At 72.2% G+C, this 16,774-nt stretch carries 15 protein-coding genes, 1 tRNA gene and 5 pseudogenes; 6 read left to right on the top strand and 15 right to left on the bottom strand.

Going from position 1 to position 16,774, the window contains the following annotated elements:
- Positions 1–90: 90 nt before the first annotated feature.
- Entirely contained in the window at positions 91–741 is a 651-nt protein-coding gene (locus SSP29_RS20660) for a TetR/AcrR family transcriptional regulator (RefSeq protein ID WP_089102157.1), read from the bottom strand.
- Between the two features lie 280 nt (positions 742–1,021).
- Between SSP29_RS20660 and SSP29_RS20655 the strand changes: the two genes are divergently transcribed.
- Positions 1,022–2,413: a M6 family metalloprotease domain-containing protein gene (locus SSP29_RS20655; protein WP_089102156.1), complete on the top strand. Its 1,392-nt coding sequence runs from the start codon at positions 1,022–1,024 to the stop codon at positions 2,411–2,413.
- Positions 2,414–2,583: 170 nt separating this feature from the next.
- On the top strand, positions 2,584–4,167 hold the full coding sequence (locus SSP29_RS20650) for an IclR family transcriptional regulator domain-containing protein (RefSeq protein ID WP_089102155.1): 1,584 nt from the start codon (positions 2,584–2,586) through the stop codon (positions 4,165–4,167).
- Here the strand turns inward: SSP29_RS20650 and SSP29_RS61235 are convergent.
- A pseudogene (locus SSP29_RS61235) lies at positions 4,145–4,708 on the bottom strand (VOC family protein); the annotation flags it as partial. The gene SSP29_RS20650 and the pseudogene SSP29_RS61235 sit on opposite strands and share 23 nt — an antisense overlap.
- On the opposite strand from SSP29_RS61235, the pseudogene SSP29_RS61565 reads away from it, so the two are divergent.
- A pseudogene (locus tag SSP29_RS61565) lies at positions 4,686–4,802 on the top strand (hypothetical protein); the annotation flags it as partial. The pseudogenes SSP29_RS61235 and SSP29_RS61565 sit on opposite strands and share 23 nt — an antisense overlap.
- Positions 4,803–5,110: 308 nt before the next feature.
- On the opposite strand, the pseudogene SSP29_RS61560 reads toward SSP29_RS61565, so the two are convergent.
- The 4 genes and pseudogenes from SSP29_RS61560 to SSP29_RS20630 all read right to left on the bottom strand — a co-directional run.
- Positions 5,111–5,236: pseudogene (locus SSP29_RS61560) on the bottom strand (VOC family protein); the annotation flags it as partial.
- The gene (locus SSP29_RS20640; RefSeq protein WP_089102432.1) at positions 5,233–6,078 is read right to left on the bottom strand and encodes an alpha/beta fold hydrolase; all 846 of its coding nucleotides are present in this window, start codon (positions 6,076–6,078) and stop codon (positions 5,233–5,235) included. The pseudogene SSP29_RS61560 and the gene SSP29_RS20640, both read right to left, overlap by 4 nt.
- 227 nt (positions 6,079–6,305) lie before the next feature.
- The gene (locus SSP29_RS20635; protein ID WP_089102153.1) at positions 6,306–7,940 is read right to left on the bottom strand and encodes a bifunctional 3-(3-hydroxy-phenyl)propionate/3-hydroxycinnamic acid hydroxylase; all 1,635 of its coding nucleotides are present in this window, start codon (positions 7,938–7,940) and stop codon (positions 6,306–6,308) included.
- A 536-nt stretch (positions 7,941–8,476) separates the two neighbouring features.
- Positions 8,477–10,096: an MFS transporter gene (locus SSP29_RS20630; protein ID WP_089102152.1), complete on the bottom strand. Its 1,620-nt coding sequence runs from the start codon at positions 10,094–10,096 to the stop codon at positions 8,477–8,479.
- A 55-nt stretch (positions 10,097–10,151) separates the two neighbouring features.
- Between SSP29_RS20630 and SSP29_RS61225 the strand changes: the two are divergent.
- From SSP29_RS61225 to SSP29_RS20615, 3 genes and pseudogenes are all read left to right on the top strand, one after another.
- Positions 10,152–10,547, top strand: a pseudogene (locus SSP29_RS61225) (hypothetical protein); the annotation flags it as partial.
- 473 nt (positions 10,548–11,020) lie between these two features.
- On the top strand, positions 11,021–11,671 hold the full coding sequence (locus tag SSP29_RS61220) for a PASTA domain-containing protein (RefSeq protein ID WP_089102430.1): 651 nt from the start codon (positions 11,021–11,023) through the stop codon (positions 11,669–11,671).
- Between the two features lie 247 nt (positions 11,672–11,918).
- A tRNA-Arg gene (locus SSP29_RS20615) sits at positions 11,919–11,994 on the top strand.
- A gap of 78 nt (positions 11,995–12,072) precedes the next feature.
- On the opposite strand, the gene SSP29_RS20610 is transcribed toward SSP29_RS20615, so the two are convergent.
- The 9 genes and pseudogenes from SSP29_RS20610 to SSP29_RS20570 all read right to left on the bottom strand — a co-directional run bounded on the left by SSP29_RS20610 (position 12,073) and on the right by SSP29_RS20570 (position 16,733).
- Positions 12,073–13,233 carry a tyrosine-type recombinase/integrase gene (locus tag SSP29_RS20610; RefSeq protein ID WP_089102151.1) on the bottom strand — a complete coding sequence of 387 codons (1,161 nt, stop codon included), beginning with the start codon at positions 13,231–13,233 and terminating at the stop codon, positions 12,073–12,075.
- Positions 13,233–13,427, bottom strand: coding sequence for a helix-turn-helix domain-containing protein (locus SSP29_RS20605; protein WP_089102150.1), 195 nt, complete (start codon positions 13,425–13,427; stop codon positions 13,233–13,235). Before SSP29_RS20605 ends, SSP29_RS20610 begins: the two co-directional genes overlap by 1 nt.
- A pseudogene (gene repSA / locus SSP29_RS20600) lies at positions 13,424–14,849 on the bottom strand (replication initiator protein RepSA). Before repSA ends, SSP29_RS20605 begins: the two are co-directional and overlap by 4 nt.
- Before the next feature lie 91 nt (positions 14,850–14,940).
- Positions 14,941–15,270, bottom strand: coding sequence for a SpdD-like protein (locus tag SSP29_RS20595; protein ID WP_089102149.1), 330 nt, complete (start codon positions 15,268–15,270; stop codon positions 14,941–14,943).
- A gap of 24 nt (positions 15,271–15,294) precedes the next feature.
- Positions 15,295–15,450: a hypothetical protein gene (locus tag SSP29_RS56000; RefSeq protein WP_089102148.1), complete on the bottom strand. Its 156-nt coding sequence runs from the start codon at positions 15,448–15,450 to the stop codon at positions 15,295–15,297.
- Positions 15,451–15,463: 13 nt separating this feature from the next.
- Positions 15,464–15,655, bottom strand: a complete 192-nt coding sequence (locus SSP29_RS20585) for a mobile element transfer protein (RefSeq protein WP_089102147.1) — start codon at positions 15,653–15,655, stop codon at positions 15,464–15,466.
- A gap of 1 nt (position 15,656) precedes the next feature.
- Positions 15,657–15,851, bottom strand: coding sequence for a hypothetical protein (locus SSP29_RS20580; RefSeq protein ID WP_089102146.1), 195 nt, complete (start codon positions 15,849–15,851; stop codon positions 15,657–15,659).
- Between the two features lie 31 nt (positions 15,852–15,882).
- Positions 15,883–16,530 (bottom strand): DUF2637 domain-containing protein, encoded by a 648-nt coding sequence (locus SSP29_RS20575; RefSeq protein WP_089102145.1) that lies wholly within the window; start codon positions 16,528–16,530, stop codon positions 15,883–15,885.
- Positions 16,530–16,733 carry a hypothetical protein gene (locus tag SSP29_RS20570; protein ID WP_089102144.1) on the bottom strand — a complete coding sequence of 68 codons (204 nt, stop codon included), beginning with the start codon at positions 16,731–16,733 and terminating at the stop codon, positions 16,530–16,532. Before SSP29_RS20570 ends, SSP29_RS20575 begins: the two co-directional genes overlap by 1 nt.
- Positions 16,734–16,774 lie beyond the last annotated feature (41 nt).

Raw genomic sequence — 16,774 nt, 5'->3', positions numbered from 1 at the left:
CGTGCGATACGGAAAGGGATGCTTGAGGTGAAGGACCGGCGGACGGCCCCGAACTAATCGGCGATCGGCGATGGGCGATGGGCGGCTGGGTCAGGCCTGGCGCAGGTCCTCCATGGTCACGGCCGTGCCCGGCAGGGCGGAGCGGGCCGGGGCCCGCAGCCCGTCCAGGAACAGCTGCAGGTGACGGTGGACGAAGCGGTCGCCTACCAGGCAGTCGGTGCCGAACGGGGGCCGGCTGAGCTGGGCCACGGCGATCATCACATCGCCGACGCCCACGTCCGGACGGAGCTGTCCGGCAGCCTTGGCCCGGTCCATGAGCTGCTCGATGAGCTGCTCGCACCGCTCACGCGCCGCTTCCAGGTCGGGGTGGTTCTTGTCGAAGGTGCTGGAGACCATCGGGCACAGCGCGCTGACCCGCTCGTCGGCGGAGATGTGCACGAAGCGCTCCAGCGCCTCGAAGGCGTCCCCGGTCTCCGCGAGCGCCAGCTCGGCCGCTTCCGAGGTCCGGTCCATCACGGAGCAGACGACCTCACGGACGAGCGCGTCGCGGTCGGGGAAGTTGCGGTACACCGTGGCGTTGCCGACGCCGGCCCGGCGGGCGATGTCGTCGAGCGGCACGTCGGGGCCGTACTCGGTGAACATCTCGCGAGCGGCGCTGACGATCCGCTCCCGGTTGCGCAGGGCGTCGGCTCGGGGCCGGGGTGCCTTGCGCACGGCGGGGACGGCGGTCGCGGTCTGCACGGCGCACTCCTGGTCTCGGGTTTCCGCGATCCGGGGAGGCGTTCCCCGTTTCGCGCGGACACAGGTCTAAACGGGGAGGGGCTCCCCGGTTATTTCCGCACCATCCCCGAATTTCATGTGACCTGAGTCACTCCATAGTGGGCGCCCCGAGTCATGCCCGTCCGGGCCGGGGCGTCCCACGATCGGCCGCTCCAGCGCGCGCCCAACGCCCCCTCGACACAGGGTGATCGAAAGGGTGCAGCCGGAGACCGGCGGCTGCCGTGGAGCGAAAGGTCCATGCATGCAGCCGCAGCCCAGCCGCCGTACACCCGCGAGCCTCACGCGCCTCAGGAGCCGCCGTACCGCGCCGCGCCGCCGTACCCCGTCGGCCCGTCGGACGGCGCCGGTCCGCGGGATACGGCCGGGCCGCCGCATACGCCCCCGCCGTGCGGTCTGCCTCGCCGCCGTCGCCGCGCTGATCCTCGCGGTCGGCACCTCGGCGGGCACCGGGCACCTCACGGCGGCCCCCGCACCGGCCGGCGCAGGACCGATCGCGCTGGCCCGCTCCTCCGTCTACGGCCCCTGCCTGATCAGCGGCGGCCACGACATCCAGATGACCGAGGGCATACCCACCCCGGGCGGCTACTCCCGCTCCACCGGCACCGTGCACGCCCTCACCCTGATGGTCGACTTCCCCGACGCGCCCGGCCAGGGCAGCGCGCTCGACCGCTACCGCGAGTTCTTCCCGCAGACCCAGGACTGGTTCCGCATCTCCTCCTACGGCAAGCTCGACTACCGGCCCGCCGCCCCGATCGACCACTGGCTGCGGATGCCCAAGCCGTTCAGCGCCTACGGCATAGAGCGCGGCGCGCCCTTCGACCCCGGTTACCGGCAGCTGGTCCAGGACATCGTGGCCGCCGCCGACCCGGACGTGGACTTCCGGTCGTACGACCTCCTGAACGTGCTGGTCACCCCGAACGCCGGCCCCTCCGCCCTGGACACCGTGCTGTCGGTGACCTTCGCCGGCAACGGCGACGCCCCGGTCGCCGACGGCACGCCGGTCGCCAACGCCTCCTTCGTCTACTCCCGCCAGGACGACGGCTCCGGCTCCTACGCCAGCACCGGCTACCGGGTCCTCCCCCACGAGAACGGCCATGTCTTCGGCCTGCCCGACCTCTACACCCAGGAGGGCGGCGGCGCGGTCGGGCACTGGGATATCATGAGCGAGGACTGGGGCTCCGACAACGACTTCCTCGCCTGGCACAAGTGGAAGCTGGGCTGGCTGGACGCCGACCAGGTCAGCTGCGCGGCGGCCCGCGGCAGCACCGCGTACACGCTGACCCCGCTCTCCCGGGCCGGCGGGCCCAAACTCGTCTTCGTCCCCGTCGACGCCCGCACCGGCTACGCCCTGGAGGTGCGCACCAAGGGCGGCAACGACGAGGAGGTCTGCCGCCCCGGCGTCCTCATATACAAGGTCGACGCGAACGTCGACACCGGCCGGGGACCGATCAAGGTGTACGACGCCCACGGCGGCACCGGCGGCTGCACCCGCAGCCCCAACGTCCAGGCGGAACTCTCCGACGCCCCGTTCGGCCAGGGCGAGAGCTTCAAGGATCCCCGGCACGGGATCGAGGTGCTCGTGGAGGGGGTGGACGGGGACGGCACCTACCGGGTGCGGGTGACGCGGGGGTAGCGGACCGCCGCCGGGCGGACCGGGGTTGCCGGACCCGGCGCGGGCCAGGTGGGCCACGGTTTACGGTAGGCGTGCGCTGATCGCCGTAGCGAAGGTCGTGCCGTACCGGAGATCACGGAAACCGTCGTACGGGAGATCACGGAAACCGTCGTACCGGAGCCGGAGAGTCGATGACCGCCCCCTTGCCCTCCTCCCCCGCGGCGCAGGAGCCGCCCGCCGAGGCGGTGACGCCGCTGATCCGGGGCGTGGCGGTGCTGGAGGCGCTGACCGAGGCGGGCGGGACGCTGAGCGCGAGCGCGCTGGAACGGCGTACCGGCCTCGCCCGTTCCACGGTGGACCGGATCACCGCGACCCTCTCCCGCATGGGCTACGTCCGCCAGGACGGCCGGGACGCGGTGCTCACCCCCGGGGTGATGGAGCTGGGCAACGCCTACCTGGCCGCGCTCCGCCTGCCCGCCCTCCTCGACGCGCACGCCGACGCGCTCGCCGACGAACTGGACGAGTCGGTCTCCCTCGCGGTCGCCGACCGGGACGGCATCCGGTTCATCCACCAGGCGACCCGGCGCCGCGCGATGTCCGTGAGCTTCCGCATCGGCGACCTGCTGCCGGCCGAACGCACCGCCCCCGGCCCGCTGTTCGCGGCCGAGTGGACGGAGCGGGAGTGGGCGGCCTGGCGGGCGAGGCGCGCGGCGGACCCGACGGACGCCGGCTTCCCTGCCGTACCGCCCCGGAGTCCGGCCGCCGCCGACGACTTCGAGGCGCGGGCCGAGGAGACCCGGCGCAGCGGCTGGGCCCTGGACGACCAGTTGGTCGAGCCGGGTCTGGTCGCGGTCTCCGTCCCGGTGCGCGCCCCGGGCAGCGGACGGGTCGCGTGCGTGGCGAGCGTCGTCAGCCACACCAGCCGCCACACGGCGGCGGACCTGCGCGCGACCCTGCTCCCCCGGCTGCGGACGGCGGTGACGGCGATGGAGACGGAGCTGCGCGAGGCCGCGGCCCGGCCCGCGGAGCCGGGCCCGCCGCCCTCGGGCCTCGCCGTGTGGACCACGGCCTCGAAGCACGAACTCGGCCGCGACTTCGTGGAGTCCCTGGCCCGGGGCCTGACGGTCCTGACGGCCTTCGGCGAGGGCCGCTCGGCGCTGACCCTGACGGACGTGGCGAAGGCGACGGGCCTGGCCCGGGCGACGGCCCGGCGGGCCCTGATCACCTACGAGCACCTGGGCCTGGTGACCGCGGACGGACGCCATTTCACCCTCACGCCCCGGGTGCTGTCCCTGGGCTACCCGCCGCTGTCCCGCACCACCCTCGCCCGCCTCGCGGCCCCCCGGCTGCGCGCCCTCGCGGACCGGCTCGACGAGCCGACGGCGCTGGCGGTTCTGGTCCCGGGGACCGATCCGGCGGAGATCCAGTACGTCGCGGTGGCGGCCGCGAGCCGGGTCCTGACGGTGGACATCACGGTGGGCACCCGCCTGCCGGCGGGCCGTACCGCGCTCGGCCGGGCCCTGCTCGGCCTCGCCGAACCCGGCGGATACGCCCTGGCGGACGAGGAGCTGGAGTCGGGGCTGCGCTCGATCGCGGTACCGGTACGGGACCGGGCGGGCCGCCCGGTCGCCGCCCTGAACGTGGCCACCCACGCGGCCCGCCGCACCCTGGCGGAGTGCGTGAGCGAGGTGCTGCCCGCCCTGCACGCCACGACGGCCCAGGTCCAGGACGACCTCCACATCGCGTCCCGCTTCACCCACGTCCCGCTGTCCTGACACCGGCGCCGCTCAGCGCGGGGACGGTCCTCTCCGGGCGGGCCAGGGACCGGGCCCCGAGGCGGAACTGTTCGAGCTTGTCGGTGATCGTCTGCCCGACGGGCCTGTGGCCCCAGATGCTGATGCCCTGGTGGGTACTGGGCTCCCAGGTCCTCTCGTCGACGACGAGCGGGTTCCAGCCGACCTCCCACTCGAAGCCCGAGGGGGTGCGGGCGTAGTAGGAGAGTTCCTTGTCGTTGGTGTGCTGCCCGACGGACAGGGCCATGTCGAAGCCGAGTTCGTGGACGCGTTCGTAGCTGCGGGCCAGGTCGTCCAGGGAGGCCGCCTGGATGTTGAGGTGCTGGACGCGGGTGCGGACCGGGTCGACGGGCAGCCCGCGGACGGCGGCGATCGCGATGGAGTGGTGCCGTTCGTTGACCCGCAGGAAGCGGATCTTCAGCTTGACGCCGCCGATGGTCTCGTCGATGCAGTCGGTGAGGCGGGCGTCGAAGACGGTGCTGAAGTAGCCCCGCGTCAGGGTGGGCCTGGTCGAGGTGAGGGCGACATGGCCCATCCCGGAGTCGCCGGTGACCCAGCCGGACGCGAGCATCTTGAGGGGTTGCGTCTTCAAGGGTTGCGTCTTCAAGGGTTGCGTCTTCAGGAGTTGCGTCTTCAGGGGTTGCGTCTTCAGCGGTTCCGAAGAGGTGACCGGGGTGGTGGTGATCTCCTGGGCGATGCCCTTGGGGCCGGGGAAGCGGAGCAGGCGTTCGACGCCGCGCAGCTTCGCCTCCTCGGCGGTGCCCCGGACGGCGGGGACGCCGTGGAGGCGCACCCGGGCCTCGATCTGCTCGAAGGCGGTGTGGTCGTCGAGGTGCCAGCCGATGGCGACGACGTCCTCGGCGGGTCCGCGGCGCAGCAGGAAGCGGCACTCATGGCCGTCGAGGCGGAACCGCATCAGGCCGGTGCCGAGGTCGTCGTGGTGCATGCCGATGGCGTCGGTGCCGAAGCGGCGCCAGTCCGCGAACCGGTTCGTCTCGATGACCAGGTAACCGAGGCGGACGGAACCGAAGACGTCGGGCTGTGCTGTCATCGCCGGCCTGCCAGGAAGTCCGCGCACAGGCTGTTGAAGAGTTCGGCACGCTCCCACTGCACCCAGTGCCCGGTGTTGGCGACCAGGTACAGGTCGCAGTTGGGCAGCCGGTCGGCCAGCATCCGGCCGCCGGAGGGCCGGTTGACCCTGTCCGCGGCGCCCCACAGCACCAGGGTCGGCACCGGCAGCCGCGCCAGGCGCCGGTCGCGGGTGAAGTCCGTCTTCCACAGGGTGCGCAGGGCGTTCGGGCCGGACGGACGCGTCAGCGGCGGGTTCGCGACGACCTCGGGGTCGATGCTGTCCCGGTAGCGGGAATCGATGACCGACGCGGGCACCTCCGCCGCGTTGAAGACGAGGTGGGTGCGGATGAACTTCTCCAGCTTCAGCCGCGAAGGGCCGTCCCCCGTGTAGTAGTCGAGGAGGCTGTTGAGGCCGGGGGTGGGCAGGGCGCGGGTGGTGCCGATGCCGCCGGGGCCCATCAGGACCATCCGGTCGACCCGGTCGGGGGTGTCGAGGGCGAGCCGCAGCGCGCAGGCCCCGCCGTAGGAGTTGCCGACCAGGTGGGCCCTGTCCAGGCCGAGTCGGTCCAGCAGGCCCCGGATGCTGTCGGCCAGGTAGCCGAACGGGTCGCTCCGGTCGACGCCCTTGGTGCTGCGGCCGTAGCCGGGCAGGTCGGGCACGATGACCCGGTACTCCTTGGCCAACTCAGCTATGTTGCGGCTGTAGTTGGAGACGCCCGAGGCGCCCGGACCACCGCCGTGCAGCAGCAGGACCGGGGGGCCGTCACCGGTCTCCGCGACGAAGATCTCCTTGCCCGCGACGTCGAGCACGGACTCGCGCAGGGAGTGGGGCGGGGAGTGGTGCGGAGACTCGTGCGGGGAGTCGTGCAGGGAGTCGTGCGGGGACTCGCGCAGGGAGTCGTGCGGGGACTCGCGCGGGGACTCGCGCGGGGAGTCGTGCGGGGACTCGCGCGGGGAGTCGTGCGGGGACTCGCGCGGGGACTCGCGCAGGGAGTCGTGCGGGTGCTCGGGCATCGACTGCGGCTGAATCTGCGGGGTCATGGGGGTCCTCACTGGGCGGAGACGGCGGCAGGTCGCGCTGTGGGCGCGAACCCGGCGGGCGGTGGGGGGAGTTGGGCGCCGGCGCGCGCGGCGGCGTAGACGTAGGCGTCGGGGCGCAGGGCGAGCGTGGTCGCGTCGCGCTCCGCCAGCCAGGGCAGCAGCACGCCGTCGCTGTCCACGACCGCGTTCTCCGCCGGGCGTGAACCCGCCGGCAGAACCGCCAGTGAGGGCACACCGGCCCGCTCCCAGGCCGGCTGCGGGCGGGGCGGGCCGAGGTGCAGCAGCAGCCAGCGGCCGCCGAGCACGTCGTCCAGCCGGACCCGCTCCCCGTCGGGGCCGGTGACCCAGGGCTGCGGGATCTGGCGCCCGGAGGCCTTGGTGCGCGGGCGGGCCTGGAAGCCCTTGGCGTAGGACGCGACCGGTATCCAGTTGGCGTCGACCAGCCGGGAGGTGAGGCCCGGCACCGGGCGGATCGCACGCAGCGCGGTGTTCCGGACGCGGGCCACCGGGAGTCTGCGTTCGGTGATGAGGCGGCCGACGAGCACCGCCCGCCGGGTGACCTCCTTCACGTGCGGCTTGCGTTCGGCCTCGTAGGAGTCCAGGACCGACTCGGGGAGTTCGCCCCGCAGCACGGCGGCGAGCTTCCAGCAGAGGTTGGCCGCGTCGCGTACCCCGGCCGCCATGCCCTGGCCGATCCACGGCGGCATCGCGTGCGCCGCGTCCCCGGCGAGGAAGACCCGGCCGACCCGGAAGCGGTCTGCGAAGCGGACGTGGTGGCTGTACACGGTCGCCCGCAGGATCCTGATCCGGTCCGGGCCGATGCCGTACCGGGACACCATCGCGTAGATCGCGTCGTCGCTGGTCAGGTGCTTCTCGTCGTCGCCGGGCAGGATCGGGAACTCCCAGCGGTGGTGCCCCAACGGCGTCGGGCAGTCCACGGCAGGGCGGGCCGGGTCGCAGCGGAACCGCAGCCGGTCGTGGTCCGGCCAGGGCTTCAGCATCTCGGTGTCGACGACCACCCAGCGGTCCTCGTACGTCCGCCCCTCGTAGCCCACGTTGAGCTGGGCACGGGTGAGGCTTGAACCGCCGTCGGCCGCGATCACGTACCTCGCGCGCAGCCGTCGCACCGAGTCGTCGGCGCCGACGACCGTCAGCTCGACGCCGGCGGCGGCGCCGGCACCGGCACCGTCGCCATCGCCGTGCGCATCCTGACGCAGCCGCAGGCACTCGTGGCGCAGCAGCACCTCCACGTTCGGGTAGCGGTCGACGCCGTCGCGCAGGACCTGCTCCAGCGCCGGCTGGTAGATGAACATCTGCGGCGGATGGCCGTGGCCGCGCGGGGCGGGGCAGGCGCTGAGGAAGGTACGGCCCTGTGCGTCGACGAAGTCGAGCGGCCGTTCGGTGAGCATGTCCAGCTTCAGCCGCTCGGCCAGGCCGATGCGCTGCCAGATCCGGATGACCTCCTCGTCCGTGGAGATCGCCCGCGCACGGGAGTAGATCCCCGCGTCCCGCTCCAGCACGACGACCCTGAGGCCCATGCCGCCCAGCAGGTTCGCCGCGGTCACCCCCGTGGGCCCGTAGCCGATCACCGCCACGTCATAGGCGCTGCCGTCGACTCCACCCCTGGCACTGACTTCGCTCACCAGGCCACCTCACTGTCGTCCCTGTTCGCCTGCGGCCCTTACGGCTCTTACCGCTATTGCTGTAACGATTACTCCAATTGGAGCGGATGCTACGGTAAGGCGAGGGCCAACAGGGGTCAAGCACTCAGGACGGAAAACGAGGGGGCGACGGCGCGGGGGACAAGGACGACCTGATCGCCGCGGTCATCGAGCGCGCTGGAGCGCGGCACGCGGAAGGCGGCGAACGTGGCGACCGGGGCACCGGTGACAACGCCTCGCGAGGCGCTTCACCGCGCCCGTCCCCGCTTCCGGCTGCCCCCGTCCGGTTGTCCGGTTCCCTCCGAAAACGGAAAAGGGACGGTGCCGGGCGTCCCTCCCGGCACCGTCCAGGACCGTGCGCCGCTCAGGCACGGTCCGTCTCGGGGCATGGGAAGCCGGAGCGCTGAAGCGGAGTCCGGCTTCCTGTACGCGGTTGCGGTTGCGGTTGCGGTTGCGGTTGCGGTCGAAGCCGCAACCGAAGCCGAAGCCGAAGTCGCATCCACGGCCACGGCCACCGCTCAGGCGATGCTCGCCTGCTCCTTCTCCTCTTCCTTCTGCGGCTCCTCGGCGTCCTCCTCGGACCTGGTCTCGCCGCGGAGTCCGGGCAGCACCGCGAGGACGATCATCGTCCCGGCGGCCATGATGATCCCGCCGACCAGACTGGTCTGGGCGACACCATGGGCGAAGGATTCGTGCACGGCGTCGATCAGCGCCTGGGCTTGCTGCGGCCCTCCGGCGGTCGGGTTCTTCGCGACCTGCTCGGCGACGGCGATTCCGCCGCCCACCGAGTCCTTGGCGGTGTCCAGCGCCGCGGCCGGAAGGTGGTCGCCGACCAGGCCGGTCAGCTTGTCGCGGTAGGCGGTGCCGAGCAGCGAGCCGAGGATCGCGATGCCCAGGGAGCCGCCGAGTTCCAGGGCGGTGTCGTTGGCGCCGCCGCCGACGCCCAGCTCAGACTCGGGGAAGGAGCTCATGATGGTGTCGGTCGCCGGGGAGACGCTGAGGCCGATCGCGAAGCCGAGCATCATCATCGTCGGCAGGAAGTCGGTGTAGGCCGAGCCCTTGTCGATCCGGGTGAGCAGGAAGACGGCCGCGGTACCGATCGCCATGCCGGTCACCACCATCGGCTTCATGCCCAGCTTCGGGGTCAGCCGCCCGGTGATCGCGGCGCCGACGAAGACGGCCCCGGCCAGCGGCAGCAGCCGTACGCCGGTCTCCAGCGCGCTGTAGCCGAGGACGAACTGCAGGAACTGGGTGGCGTAGTAGATCGCGCCGAACGTGCCGAAGAAGAAGAACAGCACCGCGAGCATCGACCCGGAGAACGGGCGGTGGCCGAACTTGCGGACGTTCAGCATGGGGTGCGGGTGCCGCAGCTCCCAGGCCACGAACGCCACCAGGCCCACGCCGGCGACGACGGCCGCGGTGACCGGGCCCCTGCCCCAGCCGAAGTGCGGGCCCTCGATGGTCGCGTAGACCAGGCTGCCCACGGAGACGATCGACAGCAGTCCGCCGACGTAGTCGATCCGGCCCGGCTTCTCCGCCTTCGACGGCGGCACGAGCGCGAGGGCGCCGAAGACGGCGACCACGGCGATCGGGACGTTGATGAGGAACGTCGAACCCCAGGCGTGGTCCTCAAGCAGCCAGCCGGCGACCAGCGGGCCGACCGCGATGGCCAGGCCGGAGGTGGCGGTCCAGGCGGTGATGGCCCTGGCGCGCTCGTTCCTCGGGAAGATCGCGACGAGGAGTGACAGCGTGGCCGGCATCACCACGGCGGCGCCCACGCCCATGATCGCGCGGGCGGTGATGACCAGGTCGGTGTGGTGAACCTGGCTGCCCATGACCGAGCCGCCGGCGAAGACCAGCAGACCCAGGACCAGGGCGCCACGGCGGCTGTACTTGTCGCCGATCGAACCGAGCACGAGCATCAGCGCGGCGTAGGGGACGGTGTAGCCGTCGATCACCCACTGCAGGTCACTGCCGGACAGGCCGAGGTCCGTCGTCATGTCCGGCGCCGCCACGATCAGCGACGTGTTCGCCATGACGACGATCAGCAGGCTCAGACACAGCACGATCAGGGCCCACCAGCGCCGCGGGTACGGCTCGCTCATCTTCTCGACGGGGGTGTTGGCAAGAAACGGCACGGGACTCTCCCAGGGGGACGTGGGGGTTCGAGGGGCCACTTAATTGCCCACCGATGTGCACGCTAGTTTATTACTCATCGACGTGCAACTATCGGGTGCCCGCCCCCAGCTCCGAGGTACCGCCGTGACCAGCCGACCCGCCCGACCCCCGCCCCGCGGCCAGGACCCGCACATCACCGACACCGATTCCGACACCGGCACCGACACCGGCACCGACACCGGCACCGGCACCGGCACCGGCACCGGCACCGGCACGCACGCTCACGCCCACCCCCGCGCCCGCACCCGCGCCCACCCCCGCGCCCGCACCCGCGCCCGCGCCCGCATCCTGGAAGCGGCCCTGCGCGAACTCGGCCGCAGTCCCGACTGCACGCTCGCCGACATCGCCGACATCGCCGAGGCCGCCGGGGTCGCACGGCGGACCGTCTACGTCCACTTCGCGGGCCGGGCCGCACTCGTCAGGGGGCTCGCCGCGGAGGCCGCCGAGGCGGTCCGGCTCGCGAGCGAGGTCGCCGACGGCCCGACCGCGGACGCAGTGACCGCCCTGGCCCATTTCGTCCTCACACTGTGGCCGGCGGCCGACCGCTACCGCGTGCTGGTGAACCTCGCCCGCCAGGACCTGGGCGCCCACCACGTGGACGAGGTGCTCGCACCGGCCCGCGCCGCGGTCGCCGGGATCCTCGCCCAGGGCCAGCGGCAGGGCCTCTTCCCCTGGAGAAGGACCCCGGCCGACGACACCGGTCGGCCGAAGACATGCTCACCGAGGTGGAGACCTGCCTGGGCCTCCGCCCCGCACCGACCATCCCCCACCCGCCGCCAAAGCGGAGACGGCGATGAAGACGGCGACGCAACTGAAGGCTGCCTGCCCATGGCCCTGCTCATCGCCGCCACCCTCGCGGTCACCGTCGCGGCAGCGGCCCTCGGATGGTTCGTCTTCGGGAACGGAACGGCAATGGGCACCAGGGCGGACGTCCCGGATCTGGTCGGCCGGACCGTCGGAACCGCCCGTCAGGAGGCCGGCAACGCCGGCCTGACCGTCACCGTCGCCAAGCGGGAGCCTGCGCCGACCAGTCAGAGGGCCTCGTCTGCCACCAGACCCCGGCCGACGGACAGCTCGCGAGGGGTCGGCCGGTCTCCGTCGTCGTCTCCACCGGCGCACCGACCCGGATCCTGGAGGACAGGGGTTTCGAAGTACGCACCCGACGCATCGGCTCGGCACGGACTCCCGGAACCGTCCTGGAACAGAACCCACAGGCCGGCGAACAGGCAGCCATGGGCACGGAGATCACGCTCACCGCGGCCCAGGCACCCGAGCGCGTCACGGTCCCGGACCTCACGGGCCGGACAGTGAGCGAGGCCAGGAAGCTGCCGGCCGGGAGCAACCTCAAGCCGGGCACCACGACGGAGGTCACCAGCACCTCCCCAGCGGGTTCCGTCGTCGACCAGAGCGTCACGGCAGGCGAGACGGCCGCAGCAGGCTCACCCATCGACGTACAACTCGCCACCCCACGACACCGCACAACCCCGAACAGCACCCCCACCCTGCCGCCACCACCCACGTTCCCGCTCCCATGATCCCCGGAGCCTCCGTGATGCCCTACTCCTGCCCCACCACCACCGACGCAGACGCCACAGGCCTCACCACCGCCGCAGGGAAACGGTCACGACCACGACCACGGACCAGAGAGGTCTCCACCTCAGCCCACCGCCATACGCTGATCCGCTAGGCTGTCAACGACCGCCTTCACCGGCGGTCCCCACCCTTGCGACAACGGGGGCGACTACTCACCCAGAGTATTCACCCACGCTCCACGCAAGCCCCGCCTTCGTAGCTCAGGGGATAGAGCACCGCTCTCCTAAAGCGGGTGTCGCAGGTTCGAATCCTGCCGGGGGCACCAGGCAAAAGGCCCCGGACCGATCATGGTCCGGGGCCTTTGACATCCACTTTTGACATCAACGGGGGCGGTCGCCGCTGATCACTGGCGACCGGGGCGCCTCTTCCTGTTCCTGAGGAGCCGGTCCATGTGGCTCATGGCTTCGCGCTGGGTGTCCTGGACGACGTGGGTGTAGACGTCCATGGTGATGCTGATCTGGGAGTGACCGAGGATCTCCATCACGACGCGGGGCGCGACTCCGGCAGCCGTGAGGAGGGTGGCGGTGCCGTGGCGGGCGTCGTGCAGCCGGATGACGCGGAGGCCGGCGGACTCGGCGACGCGCGTGAAGGAGCGGTACAGGTTGCGCGGCTCGACCGAGCGCCCGGTGCGAGTGGCGAAAACGTAGTCCGAGCCCTGCCACCTCTCCCCCGCCTTGGCACGAGCATCTGACTGCCGCATGCGGTGCCAGCGCAGGGGTGCGATGCAGAGGGCGGGCAGCGGGACGACACGGCGACGGCGGCTCTTGGGATCGTCGTCGTAGAGGACGCCACGGCGGCGCTGGACCTGGTGGCGGACGTAGAGCACTCGGTTGTCGAGGTCGATGTCAGACCATCGGAGGCCGACGATCTCTCCCCGACGGAGGCCCATGGCGATGGCGAGGACGAAGGCTGCGTAGAGCGGGTCCTTCCGGGACGCGGCGAGGAAGTCGAGCGTCTCGTCGAGGGTCCAGGGGTGCAGTTCAGGCGTGTCCGTGCGGGGTGGCTCGACGAGCTTGGCGACGTTGCGTGTGATGAGTTCCTCGCGACAGGCGGAGGACAGAGCCGAGCGCAGAACTCGGTGCGATTCCTTGGCGGTTGCGGCGGTGGTCTCCTTCTCCAGGCGGACGAGGAAGCGGCGGACGTCCGCGACGCCGAGGGATTCGAGGCGCTTGGCACCGAGGAGGGGCACCAGGTAGAGGCGGACGTGCGTCTCGTACTTGTCGAAGGTGCTGAGCTTCCGTCGGGGCTTGATGACGTTGTCCAGCCAGTACGGCAGCCACTCGGAGAGCTTGGCCGACTTGGTGGGCACGGGCACGCCCTGGTCCACCTTGTCGAGCAGCTCGCGGCGCTTGGCGTCGCACTCGGCCCAGGTCTTGCCATAGGCGAACTTGCGGGCGCGGGTGCCGTCCGGCTGGAGCACGTAGACCGCGCACTGGAAGCGTCCGTCCTTGCGCTTGGTGATGGTGCCGGCGCCGTTCGGGTTGCGCTTGCGCTGAGTGGCCATCAGGCAGCCTCCTCCAACTGGCCGAGGACGAAGTCCCGGACTGCATCGGCCGGGATCCGGCGGGCGCCGTCGATCTTGATCGAGACGAGGCGGTGCGACCGGATGAGGTCATAGACCTTGGAGCGCCCGAGCTTGAGCCGGGCCATGACCTCCGGCACGGTCATGAGTTCGGCGGTGGCGGTGGCGGTGGTCATGCTGCGGCTCCGTCCTCGGTGAGCTTGTCGCGCAGGGCTTCGCGGGCGGTCTCGCGGTTGGTCTGGAGGTCGCGGGCGATGGTGGCGGCGAGGGCGGCTTCGCCGGGGGTGTGGCCGTGGCCGGCGTATTGCCAGTCGGTCAGGACGAGGACGGTGTCCGGCTCGCGGTCGTCGAGGCCGAGGGCGGCGGCCTCTTGGGCGGCGCGGTAGTCGGCGCGTTCCTGGCGGAGGGCGCCGAGGGTGGTGGAGTAGGTGCGCGACTTGGACGAGAAGTGGCCGCGGAAGCCGAGCATGTGCGCCCAGGCCCAGAGACGTCGGTCCGGGTAGAGGGCGTCCAGGTCCCGGCAGGCGGTGATGAGTCGGCGGGTGTGGTCGGGGACATGGTGGCGGTCGAGTTCGGCGAGTTCGCCGATACGGCGGTCAAGGGTGCCGGTGTTCTCCGCGGCTTTGGTGGCGTACTTGGCCACGTAGGAGGCGACGGGCCTGTTCGGTGATGTCGGAGCCGTCGCCGAAGGCCTTGACCGGACGGACGTCGAGTTGCCGACCCCATCGGAAGGTTCGGGCGGGTTGGTCGGCCGCGGCCGGGACGGAGACAGACGTGTACGAGTGCGCGGCGGCGGCGCGGGCCGCGTCGGTGAGGAGGCCGACCGTGGCCCAGGCGGGCGGTGGTGTGCCAGGTCCGTCGGGGCCGTCGAGGCGGATGACGGCGTGAAAATGGAGGGCGCCGCGCTTCTGGAATTCGGCGACCTTGCCGTACGAGACGCGGAGGTGGTCGGCGAGTTCACGGCGCGGCAGGCCGGCGCGGGCGGCGAGTTCGCGACGCAGGCGGGTGGTGAAGCGCTGCCAGAGCTGTCCGGCGTAGTTGTTGAAGAGGACGGCGCCCGCGTAGTCGTAGGAGTTCGGGTCGAGAGCGGTGCCCAGCTCGGAGGCGTCGAGGGTATGTGGCGTGCCGCAGCGGCAGGTGCCGCCGTGGTCGGGGCGGTTGTGGACCGGGCCGAAGGAAGGGGCGGTGAGGGTGGTGAAAACGCGGGGGTGGTCGCGGACGGCGGCGGGGATGTCGCGGCGGTCGTCTCCGGCGAGGCCGGCGCGGATCAGGTGGTAAGTGCCGCCCGCGTAGGTCCAGGCGCAGGAGGGGCAGCGGGAGGCGCGGCGGTTGCCGCAGGCGAGGCGGAGGCGTCCGCCCGGCTCGGTGGCGGTGGAGTAGCGGTGCAGGGTCTCGCCGGTGGTCTTGTCCTTGTGGAGGGTCCAGCCGGTGAGGTGGATCGGGTCGGAGCAGCCGCCGGTACGGCGGATCTGGTCTTCCCAGCGGGTGTAGTCGGCGGCCGAGGCGACCCGGAGGGCGTCCCGGAGGGTGGTCGGGTCGAGCGGTGGCGGAGTGGGCGTGCGCGTCTTCCGTGTCGCGGGTGAGGCCCGGTGGGCCATGCTGGGGGTTCCTTCCGGTTGCGAGATCGATCGGCGGGGACGGCTCCCGGGCGGCGGATGCTTGGCGGTATCGATGCCGCCCGGGGGCCGGTCAGCGGCGCTGGGCGTCGGAGGCGAGCAGGGAGCGCAGGACGACCGCGCAGACGGCGACCGAGGCGCCGGTGATGGCGACCGCCAGGAGCAGCGAGACCAGGACGGCGCCGACGACCAGGACGACGGCCGTGCCGCCGCCGACGAGGGCAAGGGCGGTGCCGGGGGTGAGCTGGACGACCGGGCGGGACGGCGGTGCGGGAACGGCGACGGGTGCCGACGGGACCGGAGCGGTCGGGGTTCCCGGGGCGATCGTGGTCGGGTGGATGACGGCGGGCGGGGTGGTCAGGCCGGTGGGCTGGGGCATGGTCGGGAGCTTGGGCCGGAGCATGGGCGGTTCTCCTTTCGCGGCGGGTTACTTGACGGCGGTGTTGATGAGCGGGGCGAAGACGCTGTCGGCGAGGAGGTATCCGCCGAGGAGGAGCACGCAGATCAGCCACCAGGGCGGGCGGATGAGCTTGACGCCGAGGCAGCCGACGGCCAACAGGGCAAACCAGAGCGGAACTTGCATGGACGGTGGCCTCCTAGGCGACGCGGCAGCGATGCGTACGGGCGGCGAGCTGGGCGGCGGTCTGGCTGGAGTAGTCGGCGGACCAGCCGCAGCGGTCGGCGGTGCAGACGGCGGCGTGCGTGGTGCGGCCGTTGCGGTCACGGTGGGTGCCGATCTGCACGGGGCCGATCCGCATCAGGGAGTGGAAGTTGTCGCGGGCGGGCATGTCAGTCGCTCTCCTTTCGGGCGGTCGTCGGGTCGGGAAAGGTGGCGCGGATACCGGCGGCGGTGGCCGGGTCGGGGGTGCGCTTGGCGGCCTCCTCGGCGAGCAGGTGGGCGAGGTAGGGCCGATCGGCTGCGGCCATCTCGTGGGCGCTGTCGAGGTAGTCGGCGGCGGTCAGGGCGGCGGGGTCGCGGGTCATCTGTGGTCCTCCTTCCGGTGTCTCTCGCGGGTCAGGTGAGGTGGGCGGCGATGGCGTCGGCGAGGTGGGGCGGGACGCCGAGGCGCGAGCGGAGGGTGTCGGAGTCGATCGGTGATCCGGTGCGGGTGCGGTACTCGTCGGCGACCTTGCGGGCGTGGTCGACGAGGGCGGCGGGGACCGGGGGCACCGGCGCCACGGTGGCCGTGACTTCCGGCGCGGGGGCCGCGTCGGGCACGGGCACGGCTTCCGGTGCGGACTGCTCAGCGTCCGGCGTGTCCGGGACGGAGGCCGGCGGAATCGGCTCCGACTCGGCGGGCGATGAGTGAGCGAGGAGCGTGCCGCCGAGGAAGGCGAGCGCGGGCCATCCGGCGATGCCGAGGCGGAGCAGGGCGGGCGGGTCGGTCAGGTCGAGGAACCCGGCGGTGGCGACGTTGGCGCCGAGCGAGGCGAACAGCGCGACGACGAACCAGCACCAGGCCAGCCGGGACGGACCCTCACTGCGCAGGCGCCGCCAGGCGGCGACCAGAAGCAGGTCGACACTGACCGGGTAGGCCCAGGCCTTCCAGCCGTTCTGTCCGGCGGCGGCTGCCAGGTCGTGCAGGTGCGCGAAGGACAGGGCACCGGCGATCACGGCCTGGACCAGGACCGCATCCACCCGGAGACCGTGACGGGCACCCATCAGGAGTCACCCGGGTAGGCGGGGCCGCCTTCGGGGTCGTAGTCGTCCGGAAACGTGCCGGTCGGCGGATCGGGCAGCGAGACGGCGAGGGACGGGCTGACGGCTTCCACGAAGTCGAGGTCGGCGCCGGCCATGTCGGCGTAGAGGGCGAGTTGGCCGAGCAGGAGCACGGTCCGGGCGAAGTCTTCGCAGTCCGGGCACATGGCGGGTCTCCCTTCAATTGGGCATGGCGGGGTAGGGACAC

The sequence above is a fragment of the Streptomyces hyaluromycini genome (genome assembly GCF_002217755.1).
GTDB classification, from domain to species: domain Bacteria; phylum Actinomycetota; class Actinomycetes; order Streptomycetales; family Streptomycetaceae; genus Streptomyces; species Streptomyces hyaluromycini.
The sequence above is the reverse complement of the archived record's forward strand: the minus strand, read 5'-3'. Positions and strand labels throughout refer to the sequence as shown.